The organism is gamma proteobacterium symbiont of Lampromicra miyakona, from assembly GCF_059730895.1.
Map to the genome: position 1 here is coordinate 991615 of NZ_AP035932.1, position 18801 is coordinate 1010415.

Below are 18801 nucleotides of genomic sequence, written 5' to 3' on the forward strand. Positions count from 1 at the left end.
CGAAAGGGCAGATGTTAGCATTTTTGCGCAGCCCGCTTCATCCGCCAGCCGATGTTTCTGGCTGGCGACCATATCAAATTGCGACAGGCGGTAAAAAGCAAATTTTACGCGGCGGGGAAAACTGTGGAGCCAGCACGCAAATCCGGCGCTTAGCCGCGGCCGGGTGAGGCCGCTGCCGCGCTACAGGTGAGCGTCAGTTCGGTCAGTGCACCCCTTACCTCAGCGGCGTTTTCATTACCTGACCAGAGATAGGGCTGGTCATAACTGCAGAATCACAACGGGCGTAAATTTACGACATTGCTCTGTAAGTCGCTTCGTTGAACGATTACCATGAGCATTCGTGTTTCATCTGGCTTATGGATATCCGATGCGTTTTAAGGTTGCTCTTCTTCCGCTTATTTGTTTGCTTGCTGCCTGCAGCAGTAAGCCCGCCCCCCAGCAGCAATCCGCCGTTGTGCCTGCACCGAAAGGGGGGTTTTTACTGGAACCTTCTCACGCCATTCAGCCGATGTTTGGCGACTTTGCCGGTAATCCGGCGGCGGAACAATTTATCGATCAGATGGTGGCGAAGCACGGTTTCAACCGCGACCAGCTGCATGCGGTCATTGGTCAGGCGAAGCGACTGGATTACGTGCTGCGCCTGATGGATCAGCAGGCGCCGAGCTATACGCCGCCGAGTGGGCCGAACGGCGCGTGGATTCGCTATCGCAATAAATTTATCACCCCGGATAACGTGCAGAACGGCGTCGCCTTCTGGAATCAGTATCAGGATGCGCTGCAGCGCGCCCAGCAGGTGTATGGCGTACCGCCGGAGATCATTGTCGGGATTATCGGGGTGGAAACACGCTGGGGTCGGGTGATGGGCAAAACCCGTCTGCTGGATGCGCTGGCGACGCTCTCGTTTAGCTATCCGCGCCGTGCCGCTTACTTCAGCAGTGAGCTGGAGACCTTCCTGCTGATGGCGCGCACCGAGCAGGACGATCCGCTGGATCTGCGCGGCTCTTTCGCCGGTGCCATGGGTTACGGCCAGTTTATGCCATCCTCCTATAAGCAGTATGCGGTCGATTTTAATGGCGACGGCCACATCAATCTGTGGGATCCGGTGGATGCCATCGGCAGCGTTGCCAACTACTTCAAAGCGCATGGCTGGCGTTCCGGTGAAAACGTCGCCGTGCCCGCCAGCGGTCAGGCACCGGCGCTGGAGAACGGTTTCAAAACCTCTTATTCAGTGAATACGCTGGCGGCCAGCGGTCTGGCACCGCAGGGTTCGCTGGACGGCAACAGCCAGGTCAGCCTGCTGCGGCTGGATCTCGGCACCAGCTATCAATACTGGTACGGTCTGCCTAATTTCTACGTGATCACTCGCTACAACCACAGCACGCACTATGCCATGGCGGTGTGGCAGTTGGGGCAGGCGGTCGCCCAGGCGCGTCAGGGCAACATGCTTTAATACTGTCCTTATAAAGTATGAGGGTATAAGATGGCGCCCGTTTTGCGGTGCCTTCTTCATCGCATACCGACCACTGAGGAATATGTATGACGACTTTACCTGCCTGCCCGGCCTGCCAGGCAGATTACACCTGGCAGGAGGGTGAAAACCTGAACTGCCCCTCCTGCGGCCATATCTGGTCCGCCAGCGCGGATGACAGCAGCGAAGGGCTGGTGGTGCGCGATGCCAACGGTAACCTGCTGGCAGATGGCGATAGCGTAACTGTAGTGAAAGATCTCAAGGTGAAAGGCAGCTCTTCCACCCTGAAAATCGGCACTAAAGTGAAAAGCATCCGTCTGGTTGAAGGTGACCACAATATCGATTGCAAAATCGACGGCTTCGGTCCGATGAAACTCAAATCTGAGTTTGTGAAAAAGAACTAATTGCAGGACGGCCATGCGCCGTCCTGTTGCTTTTCCCCTTCTGGTTGGGCTGGTAACCACAGCCTCACCAGCGCGCGATATCGCCACGCCCGAACCTGCTGTCTCTGATTCCGCTGCGCCACTCACACTTTTCCGGCAACCGCACTTTTCTCTTCGCGCCTCGCGCAGCAAAACAGGTAGTGTGTGACTCTTCCACACAGACAGGAGCGTTGCTATGCAAGACTGGAATCCCCAGCTGTATCGTCAGTTTGAATCTGAGCGTACGCGCCCGGCACAGGAGTTGCTGGCGCGTATTCCCGTCAACGAGGTGCGCTTTGCTACGGACCTGGGATGTGGCCCGGGCAACAGCACGGAACTGCTGGCGCAGGCCTGGCCGCAGGCGTACATCGCCGGCATCGACAGCTCTGAGGCGATGCTGGAACAGGCGCGGCAACGCCTGCCGGACTGTGATTTTCGTCAGGCCGATATCCGCAGCTGGCAGCCTGAGCAGCCGCAACAGGTCATTTATGCCAACGCGTCGCTGCAATGGCTGACCGACCACGAAACCTTGTTGCCGCATCTGGTAAACCAGCTGGCACCGGGCGGTGCACTGGCGGTGCAAATGCCGGATAACCTGCAGGAGCCGTCGCATCGTCTGATGCGTGAGGTAGCCGCCAGCTCACGCTGGCAGGCGCATATTTCGCCTCAGGCGGCAGAGCGCAAACGCCTGCTGAGCAGCGATCGCTACTATGATTTATTAGGCGATGCAGGCTGTCAGGTCGATATCTGGCGCACCACTTACTATCATCCGATGGCGGATGCGCAGGCGATCATCAGCTGGCTGCGTGCCACCGGGCTGCGTCCGTTCCTTGCCGCGCTGGATGAGGCGCAGCAGGCTGACTTTTTACACGACTATCATCAGGCGCTGCTGCCCGCTTACCCGACGCGCAGCAATGGACAGGTTTTGCTGGCCTTTCCGCGTTTATTTATGGTGGCAGTGAAAACGCGCTGACCCTGCCGGAACGCAGCGCGCAAAATGCGACGGCGGCGGTTGAAAAGGGCTTGTCGCCGCACCATTTACTGCTAACGTGAAGCGCCACAACAGGAGAAGGTGATGAACGACGAACAACTTCAGCAGCTCAGCCGCCGTATTGGCGAACAGCTCAGGCATCGTCAGGCGACGGTGACGGCGGCGGAGTCCTGTACCGGCGGCTGGATTGCCAAGGTATTTACCGACATCAACGGCAGTTCTGCCTGGTTTGAGCGCGGCTTCGTTACCTATAGCAATGAGGCCAAGCAGCAGATGGTTGGCGTGCAGGCGGCGACGCTGGCGCAGCATGGTGCCGTCAGTGAGCAAACGGTACGCGAAATGGTGACCGGCGCCTGTGCCGCGGCCGGCGCTGGCTACGGTATTGCGGTGAGCGGCATCGCCGGACCAGATGGCGGCACGGCTGAAAAGCCGGTCGGTACCGTCTGGTTTGCGCTGGCGGGTCCGGAGGGCCGCGTGCTGGCGCAGCGCCAGCAGTTTGCCGGCGATCGCGATGCTGTCCGGCGTCAGTCGGTCAGCTGGGCGCTGCAGGCGCTGCTGGATGAATTTCTGACAAATTAAACTTGATACTGTATGACTATACAGTATAATTAGCGGCAACAGAACGAGCAGGCATACACGGTGCCCGCTCACCCGGCATGATTAGGAGTGGAAATGGCGATTGACGAGAACAAACAGAAGGCTTTAGCTGCCGCGCTGGGCCAGATTGAGAAACAATTTGGTAAAGGCTCCATCATGCGCCTGGGTGAAGACCGCTCGATGGATGTTGAAACCATCTCTACCGGCTCCCTGTCGCTGGACATCGCGCTGGGCGCGGGTGGCCTGCCAATGGGCCGTATCGTTGAGATCTACGGACCTGAGTCCTCCGGTAAAACCACGCTGACCCTGCAGGTCATTGCTGCTGCGCAGCGTAAAGGCAAAACCTGTGCCTTTATCGATGCCGAGCACGCGCTGGATCCGGTATACGCCAAGAAACTGGGCGTCGACATTGATAACCTGCTGTGTTCGCAGCCGGATACCGGTGAGCAGGCGCTGGAGATCTGTGATGCGCTGGCCCGTTCGGGTGCGGTAGACGTGATCATCGTTGACTCCGTGGCGGCGCTGACGCCGAAAGCGGAAATCGAAGGTGAAATCGGTGATTCGCACATGGGTCTGGCTGCGCGTATGATGAGCCAGGCGATGCGTAAGCTGGCGGGTAACCTTAAGCAGTCCAACACGCTGCTGATCTTCATCAACCAGATTCGTATGAAGATTGGTGTGATGTTCGGTAACCCGGAAACCACCACCGGTGGTAACGCCCTGAAGTTCTATGCCTCCGTACGTCTGGATATCCGCCGTATCGGTGCCATTAAAGAGGGCGACGAAGTGGTGGGGAGCGAAACCCGCGTTAAAGTGGTGAAGAACAAAGTGGCAGCACCGTTTAAGCAGGCTGAGTTCCAGATCATGTACGGTGAAGGCATCAACACCTTCGGCGAGCTGGTTGACCTCGGTGTGAAGCACAAACTGGTGGAAAAAGCCGGTGCGTGGTACAGCTACAACGGCGATAAAATCGGCCAGGGTAAAGCGAACGCTACCAACTTCCTCAAAGAGAATCCGGCGATTGCCAATGAGCTCGACGTTAAGCTGCGTGACATGCTGCTGACCGGTGCAACGGCAGAAGCGGCAACAGCGGATAGCGCGGCTGATAAATACGAAGAAGCCAGCGAAACCAACGAAGACTTCTAATCATACCCACGGGAGCAGCAATGCTCCCGTTTTGCTTTTTCCCGCCCGTGCTTTTCCTCTCTGCCTTCTTGCTTTACCCTGCGCAACAGTCACAACAAGGTAATCCTATGTCATCGACCTCATCACAGGCTCCGGAGCCAACCTTTTCCCGGGTACTCGATCGTGCCATGCGTATTTTGTCGCAGCGCGACCATAGCCGCGACGAGCTGAAACGCAAACTGCAGCTGAACAATCAGCGTGCGGCCTGGCTACAGCAACAGGAGAGCCAGCCGATACCGGAAGCGCTGCTGGAGAAAGTGCTCGACTGGTGTCAGGAGAATGGCTGGCTCAACGACCAGCGTTTTACCGAACGCTTTATTCAGAGTCGCGCGCGCAAAGGCTATGGTCCACAGCGGGTGCGCATGGAGCTGCAGCAAAAAGGCATCGACCGCGATGAGATCAACCAGGCGCTGTTCGATAGCGAGGTTGACTGGAGCCAGTGCGCGGCCGAGGTCGCTAAACGTAAATTCGGCGAACCGCTGCCGCAAAGCTGGGCGGAAAAAAGCAAAGTCCAGCGCTTTCTGATGTCGAAAGGCTTTATGATGGAAGACATTCAGGCGATTTTCAGAAATATTGACGACTGAAAGGCGATGGGATTTTACTTCCCATTGAAGAAAATTTATCTTATTCCCACTTTTTGTTCCTCAGTCAGTGGCGGGCCGGGCGCATGCGGTTTGCCAGCGAAAGGGAACGTTCGTTAGCGTGATTCCAGGAATTTTATGAGCAAGAGCACTGCTGAGATCCGTCAAGCGTTTCTCGACTTTTTTCATAGCAAGGGACATCAGGTTGTAGCCAGCAGCTCCCTCGTACCAAACAACGATCCGACGTTGCTGTTTACTAACGCCGGCATGGTGCAATTTAAAGACGTTTTCCTTGGTCAGGACAAGCGCGATTATTCGCGTGCCACCACGTCGCAGCGCTGCGTGCGTGCCGGCGGTAAGCACAATGACCTGGAAAACGTCGGCTACACCGCGCGTCACCACACCTTCTTTGAAATGCTGGGCAACTTCAGCTTTGGCGACTACTTCAAGAAAGAAGCCATTGCCTACGCCTGGGAACTGCTGACGGGCGAGCAGTGGTTTAAGCTGCCGAAAGAGCGTCTGTGGGTAACCGTATACGAAACCGATGACGAAGCCTTTGAAATCTGGGCTAATGACATCGGCGTACCGCGCGAACGTATTATCCGCATTGGCGACAATAAAGGCGGTGCTTACGCTTCTGACAACTTCTGGCAGATGGGTGACACCGGCCCTTGCGGTCCGTGCACCGAAATCTTCTACGATCACGGCGACCATATCTGGGGCGGTCCTCCGGGCAGTCCGGAAGAGGATGGCGATCGCTATATCGAAATCTGGAACATCGTGTTCATGCAGTTCAACCGTCAGGCCGACGGCACCATGCAGCCACTGCCGAAACCGTCGGTGGATACCGGTATGGGCCTTGAGCGTATCGCCGCGGTACTGCAGCATGTGAACTCCAACTATGAAATCGATCTGTTCGCGAAGCTGATTAAAGCGGTGGCGCAGGTAACCGGTGCGACCGATCTGAACAACAAATCACTGCGCGTAATCGCCGACCACATCCGTTCGTGTGCCTTCCTGATTGCCGATGGTGTCATCCCGTCGAATGAAAACCGTGGCTATGTGCTGCGTCGCATCATTCGCCGCGCAGTGCGTCATGGCAACATGCTGGGCGCGAAAGAAGCGTTCTTCTACAAACTGGTGGCTCCGCTGATCGAGGTGATGGGCGCAGCAGGTGAGGACCTCAAACGTCAGCAGAAGCACGTTGAGAACGCCCTGAAAAATGAAGAAGAGCAGTTTGCTAAAACGCTGGAGCGTGGCCTGGCACTGCTGGACGACGAGCTGGCGAAGCTGAAAGGCGACACCCTCGACGGCGAAACGGTGTTCCGTCTGTATGACACCTTCGGCTTCCCGGCGGACCTGACTGCTGACGTATGCCGTGAGCGCAATCTGAAGATTGACGAAGCGGGCTTTGAAGCGGCGATGGAGCAGCAGCGTCAGCGTGCGCGTGAAGCCAGCGGCTTCGGTACCGATTACAACACGGTTATCCGCTTTGATACGCCGACTCAATTCAAAGGTTACGACCACCTCTTGCTCGAGGCGACGGTGCAGGCGCTGTTTGTGGACGGCGAGCAGGTTGAGCAGGTTACTGCCGGGCAGGATGCGGTGGTGATTCTGGATCAGACCCCGTTCTACGGTGAGTCTGGCGGCCAGGTGGGTGATACCGGCGTTCTGACCGGGCAAAATGCTGAATTTAGCGTGCAGGATACGCAAAAATATGGCAAAGCCTTTGGTCATATCGGTAAGCTACGCCAGGGTCAGCTGCGGGTGGGCGATCGCCTGCAGGCGCAGGTCGATGAAGTGCGTCGTTCGCGCATCATCCTCAACCACTCAGCGACGCATCTGATGCACGAAGCGTTGCGCGAAGTGCTGGGCGATCACGTTGGCCAGAAAGGCTCGCTTAACAACGACAAGTACCTGCGTTTTGACTTCTCACACGGCGAAGCCATGAAGCCGCAGCAGATTCGTGCGGTTGAGGATATCGTTAACGCCCAGATTCGCCGCAACCTGCCTATCACCACTAACGTGATGGACCTGGAAGAGGCGAAAGCGCTGGGCGCCACCGCGCTGTTCGGTGAGAAGTACGATCAGCGTGTGCGTGTGGTCAGCATGGGCGAGTACTCCATTGAGCTGTGCGGCGGTACACACGCGGCCCGCACCGGTGACATCGGCCTGTTCCGCATTCAGGGCGAAGCCGGCACGGCGGCGGGTATTCGCCGTATCGAAGCGGTGACCGGTGAAGCCGCGATTGCACAACTGCACGCGCAGAGCGATCAGCTAACCGATATTGCTCAGGTGGTGAAAGCCAACCACAGTAATCTGAACGAGAAAGTGCGCGGACTGGTAGAAAATGTGCGTGCGCTGGAGAAAGAGCTGCAACAGCTACGCGATCAGCAAGCGGCGCAGGAAAGCGCTTCACTGAGTAGCAAAGCGGTTGAGGTGAAGGGCGCGAAACTGCTGGTAAGCGAACTCAGCAATGTCGAGCCAAAAATGCTGCGCACGATGGTGGACGATCTGAAAAATCAGCTTGGTTCTGCTGTCATCGTACTGGCAACCGTTGCAGAAGGTAAGGTGTCGCTGATTGCTGGCGTCACCAAAGATCTGACCGATCGGGTGAAGGCCGGTGAGCTGATTGGCGAACTGGCTGCGCAGGTCGGCGGTAAAGGCGGCGGGCGTCCGGACCTGGCGCAGGCTGGCGGAACCGACGCCCAGGCACTTTCTGGCGCGCTGGCTGGCGTGCCGGAGTGGGTGAGTAACCGGCTGTAACGAAATAAAATTAAGCATCGTGAAGAGCGCCAGGAACATCTGTTTCGGCGCTTTTTAACGCGGTGTGCACCAGGTAATGACAAAGTCCGGTTGATGTAGTGTATTTCGGCTAAACTAACTATCAGCAGAATGTATTGGCATGGCAGAACACAATGGTGTATTTGTCATAGGCATTGTTCAGCGTTATATGATGGATATGGCCGGGAGACCGAACAGGCCCGACTCTTTTAATCTTTCAAGGAGCAAAGAATGCTTATTCTAACTCGTCGAGTTGGTGAAACCCTCATGATTGGTGATGAGGTAACTGTAACGGTGCTGGGTGTTAAGGGTAACCAGGTCCGCATAGGCGTAAACGCGCCAAAAGAAGTGTCGGTTCACCGTGAAGAGATCTATCAGCGCATCCAGGCTGAAAAAACACAGATTACACCTCAATAACGTATTCAGTGCCTCGCTATGTGGCGAGGCGCTACCGCTTCTCTTCCTCCCGTCGTTGTTTTTATCCGTTCACGCTCTCCTGATTTTTACGCGAATTATGTCGGCTGCCGCACGCTTTTACTGTTGATAAATCACTCTTTTTGTCGGCAAAACATGCGGATTGCACGTCATTTGCGCAATCAAACCTGAATCGGTAAAAAGTCGGGAAAAATTGTTTGACTTATAAGTCCGGGAAAGTAATATGTGCGCCACGCAGTGCCGATGAGCGGAAACAAAGTTCAAAAGCACGGTTCGCAAGAACGCGTAAGGTGAGGTGGCCGAGAGGCTGAAGGCGCTCCCCTGCTAAGGGAGTATGCGGTCAAAAGCTGCATCCGGGGTTCGAATCCCCGCCTCACCGCCATTTTCCGATGCATCCATAGCTCAGCTGGATAGAGTACTCGGCTACGAACCGAGCGGTCGGAGGTTCGAATCCTCCTGGATGCACCATCTTCTGCAAGATGGAAAGTGCCTCAGTGTGTCATGATGCGATAATCGTTCAGGACGTACTAAGGAGGATAACGTTGCTTCAGCAACGGCCCGCAGGGTGAGGCGCAAGCCGAATAATCCTCCTGGATGCACCATATTCGGATATGGTATTTACTTCAGAGTAGTAAGAGTGAATGAGTAGTTCCTTTCATGGTGAGTTGTTAGCACCCTGCGTTGTACAAGAATCATTTAATGCATCCATAGCTCAGCTGGATAGAGTACTCGGCTACGAACCGAGCGGTCGGAGGTTCGAATCCTCCTGGATGCACCATCTTCTCCGAGATGGAAAGTGCCTCAGTGTGTCATGATGCGATAATCGTTCAGGACGTGCTAAGGAGGATAACGTTGCTTCAGCAACGGCCCGTAGGGTGAGGCGCAAGCCGAATAATCCTCCTGGATGCACCATTCTTTGTATTATTCCCAGGTTGATTTCAGTTAGTCCATCGTAAGAAAATCTCTCAATGCATCCATAGCTCAGCTGGATAGAGTACTCGGCTACGAACCGAGCGGTCGGAGGTTCGAATCCTCCTGGATGCACCATTCTTGTATCATTCCCGGATTGATTTCAGTTAGTCCATCGTAAGAAAATCTCTCAATGCATCCATAGCTCAGCTGGATAGAGTACTCGGCTACGAACCGAGCGGTCGGAGGTTCGAATCCTCCTGGATGCACCATTTTCTCCGAGATGGAAAGTGCCTCAGTGTGTCATGATGCGATAATCGTTCAGGACGTGCTAAGGAGGATAACGTTGCTTCAGCAACGGCCCGCAGGGTGAGGCGCCAGCCGAATCATCCTCCTGGATGCACCATCAAATAAAAAGCAAACTGCCCTTGTGCGCTGTTCCGCTTCATTCCTGACCCGATTCAACATCCGCATTCCGAAAGATTTTCTCACGCGCCGTCTCCATCAAAAAATCACTGCATTTACCGCCATTTATCCCCGGTCGCGCGGTCTGACCTTATTCTGAAAACGAAAATTGCTAATGCTTTCAAAGCATTTGCGGTTAAGCCTGCCTGGCGACAACCTGAGCGCATTACGCTAAAGTAATGGCTAATTTTGTGGTGTTAATGGAGTCACAATGTACGACCACTATGACGCCCTGATTTTCGATATGGACGGCACCATTCTTGATACCGAGCCGACACATCGAAAAGCCTGGCAGCAGGTGCTGAGCCGCTATGGTTTCACCATGGACGAAGAAAAGATGGTGGCATTCAACGGGGCACCCACCTGGCAACTGGCCCGCTATATTCTGGAACAGAATCAGGCGCAGCACGATCCGCATCAGCTGGCGGCAGAGAAAACGGCGGCATTGAAAGCGATGCTGCTGCAAGACGTGCGTCCGCTGCCGCTGATGCAGGTGGTCAAAGCCTATCACGGTCGCCGTCCGATGGCGGTTGGCACCGGCAGCGAACACAGCTTAGCCAAAGCGCTGCTGGAAGCGCTCAACGTTTATCATCTGTTTGATGCGGTAGTCGGCGCGGACGATGTCCAGCGTCATAAGCCGCAGCCTGATACCTTCTTACGCTGTGCGGAGCTGATGGGGGTTGCGCCTGCGCGCTGCGTGGTATTCGAGGATGCTGACTTTGGCGTGCAGGCGGCTAAAGCGGCGGGCATGGATGTGGTTGATGTCCGTTTACTGTGAATGAATTTCTGACGTATGGATCGTTATTCGGCAGTAGCTTTCTGAGTGCAACGCTGCTTCCGGGCAGCTCAGAAGCGGTGCTGATTGCGTTATTGATCGCCCAGAAAGGGTCGGTCTATGGATTGTTACTGGCTGCATCAGTGGGAAACACGCTGGGCGGCCTGACCAACATTCTTCTTGGTCGCCTGATGCCAGCAACAGGGCAGGGGCGATGGCACGACACAGCAATGACGTGGCTACAACGATGGGGACCCGCAGCGCTGCTGTTTAGCTGGCTGCCAGTGGTGGGCGATTTACTCTGCGTGCTCGCAGGGTGGTTGCGCTTCTCCTGGCTGCCCTGCGTGCTGTTTCTCGCCCTGGGTAAAACGCTGCGTTATATCGTTATCGCGACCGCCACTTTACAAGGTATGCAATGGTGGCATTGATTCGCACAGATTCGAGGCTACGGTTAACATTATGCTGAACAAAAATAAATTATTCACACAGCGGGAGGTTAATGTGATCCCGGACGTATCAAAAGCGCTCTCCTGGCTGGAAGCGCATCCCGACGCGTTAAAGGGTATCGGCCGTGGCATTGAACGTGAAACACTTCGCGTCCAGCCGAATGGTCATCTGGCGACCACTGGCCACCCTGAATCGCTGGGTTCTGCGCTGAAGCACGACTGGATTACCACCGATTTTGCTGAAACGCTGCTGGAGTTCATCACCCCGGTGGATCAGAACATCGATCGCTCCCTGGCGTTTCTGCGTGACATCCACCGTCACGTGGCGCGCGAGCTGGGCGACGAGCGCATGTGGCCGTTCAGTATGCCGGGCTATGTTGAAGATGTGGACAACATTGAGCTGGCACAGTACGGCAGCTCCAATATCGGCAAAATGAAAACCCTGTATCGTCAGGGGCTGAAAAACCGCTACAGCGCGCTGATGCAGATTATTTCTGGCGTGCACTATAACTTCTCGCTGCCGCTGTCGTTCTGGCAGGAGTGGGCGGATGTCAAAGACGCGGAGAGCGGCAAAGAGACCATCTCGGCGGGCTATCTGCGCCTGATTCGCAACTACTATCGCTACGGCTGGGTGATTCCTTATCTATTTGGCGCTTCGCCAGCCATCTGCTCTTCCTTCCTGCAGGGACGGGAAAGTAAGCTGCCGTTCGAAACCAACGGCGAAGGAACATTGTGGCTGCCGTATGCCACGTCGCTGCGCCTGAGCGATCTGGGCTACACCAATAAATCACAAAGCGGGCTGGGCATTACCTTCAACTCGCTGGAAGGGTATGTCGCTGCGCTGAAAGCGGCGATCAAAACGCCGTCTGCCGAATATGCGGCGATGGGCACCAAGGACGCGGAAGGCAACTGGCTGCAGCTCAATACCAACGTGCTGCAAATCGAGAACGAACTGTACGCACCGATTCGTCCGAAACGCGTGACCCGCTCGGGTGAGGCGCCATCCGATGCGCTGCTGCGCGGCGGCATTGAGTATATTGAAGTGCGTTCACTGGACATCAACCCGTTCTCTGCCATTGGTGTGGATGCCGATCAGGCGCGCTTCCTCGACCTGTTCCTGATTTGGTGTACGCTGGCCGATGCGCCGGAGATGAGCGCAGATGAGCTGCTGTGCAGCCGGAAAAACTGGAACCGCGTGGTGCTGGAAGGGCGCAAGCCGGGTCAGGTGATCGGCGTGGGCTGCAGTGATACGGAACATCTGCTGGTTGATGTCGGTAAAGCGCTGTTTGCCGATCTGCGCCGGGTGGCTGAAGTGCTGGATAGCAACGACGGCAGCACGCAATATCAACAGGTTTGCGATCAACTGGTAGCGTCGTTTGACGATCCTGAGCTAACCTATTCGGCGCGCATTCTGCAAGCCATTAAAGAGCAGGGGCTGACCGGAGCTGGCGTGGCGCTGGCCGAGCAGTATCGTCATCTGCTGTGCGAAGAGCCGCTGGAAATTCTCACCGAAGCCGATTTTAGCCGTCAGGCGCAGGAGTCGGTGCTGAAACAGCAGCAGCTGGAGCAGAGTGATACACTGGATTTTGCCAGCTATCTGGCAGGTCGCGAAGGCTAGAAAAGAAAATGGCCACATCACTGTGGCCTAAATTAACATCTCTGTTGTCAGGGATGATGATAACAAATGCGCGTCTTTCATATATTCAGACGTTGGGCGAACAGAAAAGTTTCATCGTTTTAAAAAAAATCTCAAAACAGGAGGTGACGTATGCCACTACTGGATAGTTTTACTGTTGATCACACCATCATGGGCGCGCCAGCGGTACGCGTGGCGAAGACCATGAACACTCCGCATGGCGATACCATCACCGTTTTCGATCTGCGTTTCTGCCGTCCGAACATCGACATCCTGACCGAACGCGGCATCCACACGCTGGAGCACCTGTTCGCGGGCTTCATGCGTAACCACCTCAACGGTGACGGCGTGGAAATCGTCGATATCTCACCGATGGGCTGCCGCACCGGCTTCTACATGAGCCTGATTGGTACGCCAGACGAGCAGCGCGTGGCAAAAGCGTGGAAAGGCGCGATGGAAGATGTGCTGAAGGTAAAAGATCAGAACCAGATTCCGGAACTGAACGAATACCAGTGCGGCAGCTACAAGCTGCACTCGCTGGACGAAGCGCAGCAGATTGCGCGCAACGTGCTGGCGCACGACATTGGCGTTAACCGTAACGAAGATCTGAAGCTGCCGGCTGAGAAGCTGAAAGAGCTGCAACTCTAGTTGCCGCTTCTGCCATAAAAAACGCCGCGATTATCGCGGCGTTTTGTTTTTATCGTCTCAGGAACCGATGGACGCTTTCAGCGGCTGATGCGGCGTAATGCGCACCTGCTTCACCATGTTGTCCTGCACATCAAGAATATCAATGTCGTAATGGCCAACCTGTACTTGCGTGTCCATCTGCGGGATCTCTTCCAGCGCTTCCAGCAGCATACCGTTGATGGTGCGCGCTCCCTCTTCCGGCAGCGTCCAGTTGAAGGCCTTATTGATTTCCCGCACGTTGGCGCTGCCTTCAATCAGTACCGAACCGTCGTTTTGCGGCATCACTTCTTCGGCCAGTGACGGTGACATGGAGGTGGTAAAGTCGCCGACGATCTCTTCCAGAATATCTTCGATGGTAACCAGTCCTTTGATGTCGCCGTACTCATCGATAACCAGCCCCACTTTCTTTTTATTGCGCTGGAATTTTACCAGCTGCACGTTAAGAGGCGTTCCTTCCGGCACGTAGTAGATTTCATCGGCAGCGCGCAGCAGTCGCTCTTTATTGAACTCTTTTTTCCCGGCCATCATGCGCCACGCTTCGCGCACGCGCAGCATGCCAACGCTATCGTCCAGTGAGTCGCGGAACAGCACAATACGGCCATGCGGTGAGTTGCTTAGCTGACGCTCGATCGACTTCCACTCATCGTTGATATTGATGCCGACGATCTCATTGCGCGGCACCATGATGTCGTCAACGTTGACCTTCTCAAGGTCCAGCACCGATAGCAGCATGTCCTGGTTGCGGCGCGACATCAGCGAGCGGGATTCATACACGATGGTGCGCAGCTCTTCTTTGCTGAGAGCGGAGTTAATCGACCCTTCGGTCTTGATGCCCACCATGCGCATCAGAATGCGGGTAATGGTATTGAGCAGCCACACCAGCGGCAGCATCACGTACTGCAGCGGCGCCAGCAGAAAACTGCTGGGATACGCAACTTTTTCCGGATAGAGCGCCGCGACGGTTTTAGGCAGCACTTCGGCAAACACCAGCACCACGAAGGTCAGCACGCCGGTGGCGATGGCTACGCCGGCATCGCCGTACAGGCGCATACCGACAATGGTGCCGAGCGCCGAGGCGAGGATATTCACGAGGTTGTTGCCGATCAGCACCAGGCTAATCAGACGGTCGGGGCGACGCAGCAGTTTCTCAACGCGACGCGCGCTGCGGTTGCCGCTTTTGGCTTTGTGGCGAAGTTTGTAGCGGTTGAGCGTCATCATGCCGGTCTCTGAACCCGAGAAGTAGGCCGAGACCAGCACCATAATGATCAGCGTGATAATGAGCGTGGTGGTTGAAACATGTTCCAACGCAAAAATTCCTTTAGTGAGAGGTGAGCAGGTGCTGCAGAACGCGGCTGCCGAAATAGGCCATGGTCAGCAGCAGCGCACCGCCGCAGTTGAACCACACCACACGGCGACCGCGCCAGCCTTCATGATAGTGGCCCCACAGCAGCACGATGTAGACAAACCAGGCGATAATCGACAGCACCGCTTTATCAATGTTTTCCGGGCTGAACAGGTTATTCATAAAGAACAGGCCGGTGCACAACACCAGCGTCAGCAATACCACGCCTATCTGCGTGATGTGGAACATCTTACGCTCAATGCTGAGCAGCGGCGGCATATCCTGGGTGAACGTCAGCTTTTTGTTCTTTAACTGATAGTCGATCCACGCCAGCTGCAGCGCATACAGCGCCGCGATGATCAGCGTGGCATAGGCAAACAGCGACAGACCGATGTGCACCATCATGCCAGGCGTGGTCTCAAGATGGGTGATAAAGGCGTTTGGCACAAAGGTGGCGAAGGCCAGATTGATCAGCGCAAAACTGTAAACAATCGGCAGCAGCAGCCAGCCGCGATTGCGCGACGCGACGATAGTCATGATGGCGCAGATGAGCAAACTGACCAGCGAACCAATATTCAGCAGGCTAAGGTTTTGTCCATTATCGACGGCAAATATGCGTTGCTGCAGCGCTACCGCATGGGCAATCAGCGCCACGCAGGCGGATAACACGGCAAAACGCCGCCAGCCGCTGTTGCGTTTCAGCAGGCTCGGAATGATCAATGCAAGACTGAGAGAGTAGGCGAACAGCGCCACGATCGCGAAAACGAACATAGATCCTTTCAGGTGTCGGTCAGATAAGGAAAAAAGCAGTATAGCGCCAGCGGCAGCAGGCTCCAAACGATCTCACGGTCAATTGCAGAGATCGGCCTGGCTTCGTGTTATAATCCGCCGCATTGTGTCGCCCTGGCGGCCTCGCTACGCTATTAAGTGAGAGAGCATGTTTGATAATTTAACCGATCGTTTGTCGCAAACCCTGCGCAATATCAGTGGCCGCGGAAGGCTGACCGAAGACAACATCAAAGATACGCTGCGCGAAGTGCGTATGGCGCTGCTGGAGGCCGACGTTGCGCTGCCGGTAGTGCGCGATTTCATTAACCGCGTGAAAGAAGCCGCGGTGGGGCAGGATGTAAACAAAAGCCTGACGCCGGGTCAGGAGTTTATCAAAATCGTGCGCAACGAACTGGTTGCGGCGATGGGGGCCGAAAATAACGCGCTGAACCTTAATGCTCAGCCGCCGGCCGTGGTGCTGATGGCGGGCCTGCAGGGTGCCGGTAAAACCACCAGCGTCGGTAAGCTTGGTAAATTCCTGCGCGAAAAGCACAAGAAAAAGGTGCTGGTGGTGTCTGCGGACGTCTACCGCCCGGCGGCGATCAAACAGCTGGAAACCCTGGCGCAGCAGGTCGGTGTGGATTTCTGTCCGTCCGACCTCAGCCAGAAGCCGGTGGATATCGTTAACAACGCGCTGAAAGAAGCCCGACTGCAGTTCTACGATGTGCTGCTGGTGGATACCGCCGGCCGTCTGCACGTTGACGAAGCGATGATGGATGAGATCAAACAGGTGCACGCCGCGATCAATCCGGTTGAAACGCTGTTTGTTGTCGATGCCATGACCGGTCAGGATGCCGCCAATACCGCGAAAGCGTTCAACGAAGCGCTGCCGCTCACCGGTGTGATCCTGACCAAGGTCGACGGCGATGCGCGCGGCGGTGCGGCGCTGTCGATTCGTCACATCACTGGCAAGCCAATCAAATTCATGGGGATGGGCGAGAAGACCGATGCGCTGGAAGCGTTCTATCCGGACCGTATTGCATCGCGCATTCTCGGCATGGGCGACGTGCTGTCGCTGATTGAAGATATCGAGAGCAAAGTTGACCGCGAGCAGGCGGAAAAGCTGGCGAAGAAGCTGAAAACCGGCGACGGCTTTGATCTCAACGACTTCCTGGAGCAGCTTAAGCAGATGCGCAACATGGGCGGCATGGCCAGCCTGATGGGCAAACTGCCGGGCATGGGCCAGCTGCCGGATAACGTTAAATCGCAGATGGATGACAAAGTGCTGGTGCGCATGGAAGCCATCATCAATTCGATGACGCGCAAAGAGCGTGAGAAGCCAGAGATCATCAAAGGTTCGCGCAAGCGCCGTATCGCTACCGGTTCCGGTATGCAGGTGCAGGACGTCAACCGGCTGCTGAAGCAGTTTGATGATATGCAGCGCATGATGAAGAAAATGAAGAAGGGTGGCATGGCCAAAATGATGCGTGGCATGAAAGGCATGATGCCGCCAGGATTCCCCGGCCGCTAAGGCGACACAGCCCGAACCAGAAAAGTGAGACACTCAGGTTGCTTTTTGCGCCAAAATGAGTAAAATTTTCGGGCTTTTTATATTGCACCCGGGCCCCGTTCCTCGATGGGGCCCGGTTGTTTTATTAACTAAAGAGGATGTTATGGTAACCATTCGTTTGGCACGTCACGGCGCTAAAAAGCGTCCGTTCTATCAGGTCGTCGTCACTGACAGCCGCAATGCTCGCAACGGTCGTTTCATCGAGCGCGTAGGTTTCTTCAACCCGATCGCTTCTGGTCAGGCTGAAGGTCTGCGTCTGGATCTGGACCGTATTGAGCACTGGGTTGGCCAGGGCGCAACGCTTTCTGATCGCGTTAACGCGCTGATCAAAGAAGCAAAAAAAGCAGCTTAATCTGTCACGGTGGTGAGCATGAGCAGTAAACCTGCCGCACAGCCTCCCGTTAACCCAATCATTCTGGGCAAAATGGGTGCCGCTTACGGAATTCGGGGTTGGCTCAAAGTGTTTTCCTCCACTGAAGACGCTGAAAGCATCTTCGACTATCAACCCTGGTTTATCCAGCGCGCCGGTCAATGGCAGCAGGTCGAGCTTGAGGGTTGGAAGCACCACAATCAGGACCTGATCATCAAAGTCAAAGGCATTGACGATCGGGACGCTGCGGCACAGTTGACCAATTGCGAAATTACGGTTGACTCCACGCAGCTGCCGGCGCTGGAAGAGGGCGATTACTACTGGAAAGACCTGATGGGTTGCAAAGTGGTAAACCTCGACGGCTACGAGATGGGCAAAGTCATTGATTTGATGGAGACCGGCTCGAACGACGTTCTCGTCGTAAAGGCAAACCTGAAAGATGCATTCGGTGTACAGGAGCGGTTAATACCGTTTCTTGATGAACAGGTTATCAAGAAAGTCGATCTCGCTACTGGCACCATTGAAGTAGACTGGGATCCTGGTTTTTGATCTCCGGACAATCCGGTAACGTAACGGCGAACGCGATGTGGATTGGTGTTATTAGCCTGTTTCCTGAGATGTTTCGCGCTATTACCGAGTACGGGGTAACTGGCCGGGCAGTAAAGAATGGCCTGCTCAACATAGAGAGCTGGAGTCCACGTGACTTCACGCACGACCGGCACCGTACCGTGGACGATCGTCCTTACGGCGGCGGACCGGGTATGTTGATGATGGTGCAACCCTTACGGGATGCTATCCACGCAGCGAAAGCGGCGGCGGGAGAAGGCGCTAAGGTGATTTATCTTTCACCTCAGGGTCGCAAACTTGACCAGCAAGGCGTTTGCGAACTGGCGACCAGCCAGAAGTTAATTCTGGTTTGCGGTCGTTATGAAGGGATAGATGAGCGTGTGATTCACACTGAGATTGATGAAGAATGGTCAATCGGTGATTACGTGCTCAGTGGCGGTGAGCTGCCAGCGATGACGTTAATTGACTCGGTCGCCCGGTTTATTCCTGGCGTGCTGGGGAAACAGGCGTCAGCCGATGAGGATTCGTTCTCGGAAGGTTTGCTGGATTGCCCGCACTATACCCGACCTGAAGTGTTAGAAGGGATGGAGGTTCCGCCAGTTCTGCTGTCGGGCAACCATGCCGATATTCGCCGCTGGCGCCTGAAACAGTCGCTGGGCCGTACCTGGCTAAGAAGACCTGAACTTCTGGAAAACCTGGCTCTGACTGAAGAGCAAGCAAGGTTGCTAAGTGAGTTCCAGCGGGAACATCAGCAGCAACAAAACGATGAGGTGGAAGAGTAATCTTCCCTGACTATCAGTTTA

At 55.4% G+C, this 18801-nt stretch carries 18 protein-coding genes and 5 tRNA genes; 21 read left to right on the forward strand and 2 right to left on the reverse strand.

The annotated features are described in order from the left end of the window. The first annotated feature begins 367 nt into the window (after window positions 1-367). The 17 genes from mltB (at window position 368) to luxS (ending at window position 13342) form a co-directional block, all read left to right on the forward strand. Complete coding sequence (mltB, locus tag AC6I8P_RS04465; RefSeq protein ID WP_031279678.1) at window positions 368-1450, forward strand: lytic murein transglycosylase B; 1083 nt, start codon at window positions 368-370, stop codon at window positions 1448-1450. Between the two features lie 86 nt (window positions 1451-1536). Next, window positions 1537-1872 carry a zinc ribbon domain-containing protein YjdM gene (locus AC6I8P_RS04470; protein WP_021507336.1) on the forward strand — a complete coding sequence of 112 codons (336 nt, stop codon included), beginning with the start codon at window positions 1537-1539 and terminating at the stop codon, window positions 1870-1872. A 214-nt stretch (window positions 1873-2086) separates the two neighbouring features. Beyond that, window positions 2087-2863 (forward strand): trans-aconitate 2-methyltransferase, encoded by a 777-nt coding sequence (gene tam, locus AC6I8P_RS04475; protein ID WP_136546977.1) that lies wholly within the window; start codon window positions 2087-2089, stop codon window positions 2861-2863. A 102-nt stretch (window positions 2864-2965) separates the two neighbouring features. After that, entirely contained in the window at window positions 2966-3460 is a 495-nt protein-coding gene (pncC, locus tag AC6I8P_RS04480; RefSeq protein ID WP_498031018.1) for a nicotinamide-nucleotide amidase, read from the forward strand. A gap of 93 nt (window positions 3461-3553) precedes the next feature. Beyond that, on the forward strand, window positions 3554-4624 hold the full coding sequence (recA, locus tag AC6I8P_RS04485) for a recombinase RecA (protein ID WP_021507334.1): 1071 nt from the start codon (window positions 3554-3556) through the stop codon (window positions 4622-4624). Window positions 4625-4731: 107 nt separating this feature from the next. Next, entirely contained in the window at window positions 4732-5247 is a 516-nt protein-coding gene (locus tag AC6I8P_RS04490; RefSeq protein WP_223815705.1) for a regulatory protein RecX, read from the forward strand. A gap of 135 nt (window positions 5248-5382) precedes the next feature. Then, a complete protein-coding gene (gene alaS / locus AC6I8P_RS04495; protein ID WP_459746560.1) occupies window positions 5383-8010 on the forward strand; it encodes an alanine--tRNA ligase in 2628 nt (875 codons plus the stop codon). Between the two features lie 249 nt (window positions 8011-8259). Beyond that, a complete protein-coding gene (gene csrA, locus AC6I8P_RS04500; protein WP_058759760.1) occupies window positions 8260-8445 on the forward strand; it encodes a carbon storage regulator CsrA in 186 nt (61 codons plus the stop codon). Between the two features lie 307 nt (window positions 8446-8752). Then, window positions 8753-8845: transfer RNA gene (locus AC6I8P_RS04505), tRNA-Ser, on the forward strand. A gap of 9 nt (window positions 8846-8854) precedes the next feature. Next, window positions 8855-8931 (forward strand) — tRNA-Arg (locus AC6I8P_RS04510). 233 nt (window positions 8932-9164) lie between these two features. After that, a tRNA-Arg gene (locus AC6I8P_RS04515) sits at window positions 9165-9241 on the forward strand. A 192-nt stretch (window positions 9242-9433) separates the two neighbouring features. Then, window positions 9434-9510 (forward strand) — tRNA-Arg (locus AC6I8P_RS04520). 57 nt (window positions 9511-9567) lie between these two features. Continuing rightward, window positions 9568-9644: transfer RNA gene (locus tag AC6I8P_RS04525), tRNA-Arg, on the forward strand. Window positions 9645-10048: 404 nt separating this feature from the next. Next, entirely contained in the window at window positions 10049-10615 is a 567-nt protein-coding gene (yqaB, locus tag AC6I8P_RS04530) for a fructose-1-phosphate/6-phosphogluconate phosphatase (protein WP_459746562.1), read from the forward strand. Continuing rightward, window positions 10612-11040, forward strand: coding sequence for a YqaA family protein (locus AC6I8P_RS04535; protein ID WP_021507330.1), 429 nt, complete (start codon window positions 10612-10614; stop codon window positions 11038-11040). The genes yqaB and AC6I8P_RS04535 overlap by 4 nt, the downstream gene beginning before the upstream one ends. A 31-nt stretch (window positions 11041-11071) precedes the next feature. Beyond that, window positions 11072-12676 (forward strand): glutamate--cysteine ligase, encoded by a 1605-nt coding sequence (gshA, locus tag AC6I8P_RS04540; protein WP_021507329.1) that lies wholly within the window; start codon window positions 11072-11074, stop codon window positions 12674-12676. A 150-nt stretch (window positions 12677-12826) separates the two neighbouring features. Then, entirely contained in the window at window positions 12827-13342 is a 516-nt protein-coding gene (gene luxS, locus AC6I8P_RS04545) for an S-ribosylhomocysteine lyase (RefSeq protein ID WP_010617126.1), read from the forward strand. Between the two features lie 57 nt (window positions 13343-13399). Here luxS and AC6I8P_RS04550 read toward each other — a convergent pair whose 3' ends face one another. Both AC6I8P_RS04550 and AC6I8P_RS04555 read right to left on the reverse strand, forming a co-directional pair. Next, window positions 13400-14686 (reverse strand): HlyC/CorC family transporter, encoded by a 1287-nt coding sequence (locus AC6I8P_RS04550; RefSeq protein WP_459731692.1) that lies wholly within the window; start codon window positions 14684-14686, stop codon window positions 13400-13402. Between the two features lie 13 nt (window positions 14687-14699). Next, complete coding sequence (locus AC6I8P_RS04555) at window positions 14700-15494, reverse strand: cytochrome C assembly family protein (RefSeq protein ID WP_010617128.1); 795 nt, start codon at window positions 15492-15494, stop codon at window positions 14700-14702. A gap of 166 nt (window positions 15495-15660) precedes the next feature. Between AC6I8P_RS04555 and ffh the strand changes: the two genes are divergently transcribed. From ffh to trmD, 4 genes are all read left to right on the forward strand, one after another. Beyond that, entirely contained in the window at window positions 15661-17022 is a 1362-nt protein-coding gene (ffh, locus tag AC6I8P_RS04560; RefSeq protein ID WP_021507327.1) for a signal recognition particle protein, read from the forward strand. A 142-nt stretch (window positions 17023-17164) separates the two neighbouring features. Then, window positions 17165-17413, forward strand: a complete 249-nt coding sequence (rpsP, locus tag AC6I8P_RS04565; protein WP_007893313.1) for a 30S ribosomal protein S16 — start codon at window positions 17165-17167, stop codon at window positions 17411-17413. Between the two features lie 18 nt (window positions 17414-17431). Next, on the forward strand, window positions 17432-17980 hold the full coding sequence (gene rimM / locus AC6I8P_RS04570; RefSeq protein ID WP_021507326.1) for a ribosome maturation factor RimM: 549 nt from the start codon (window positions 17432-17434) through the stop codon (window positions 17978-17980). Between the two features lie 35 nt (window positions 17981-18015). After that, on the forward strand, window positions 18016-18780 hold the full coding sequence (gene trmD / locus AC6I8P_RS04575) for a tRNA (guanosine(37)-N1)-methyltransferase TrmD (protein ID WP_021507325.1): 765 nt from the start codon (window positions 18016-18018) through the stop codon (window positions 18778-18780). Window positions 18781-18801: the final 21 nt, after the last annotated feature.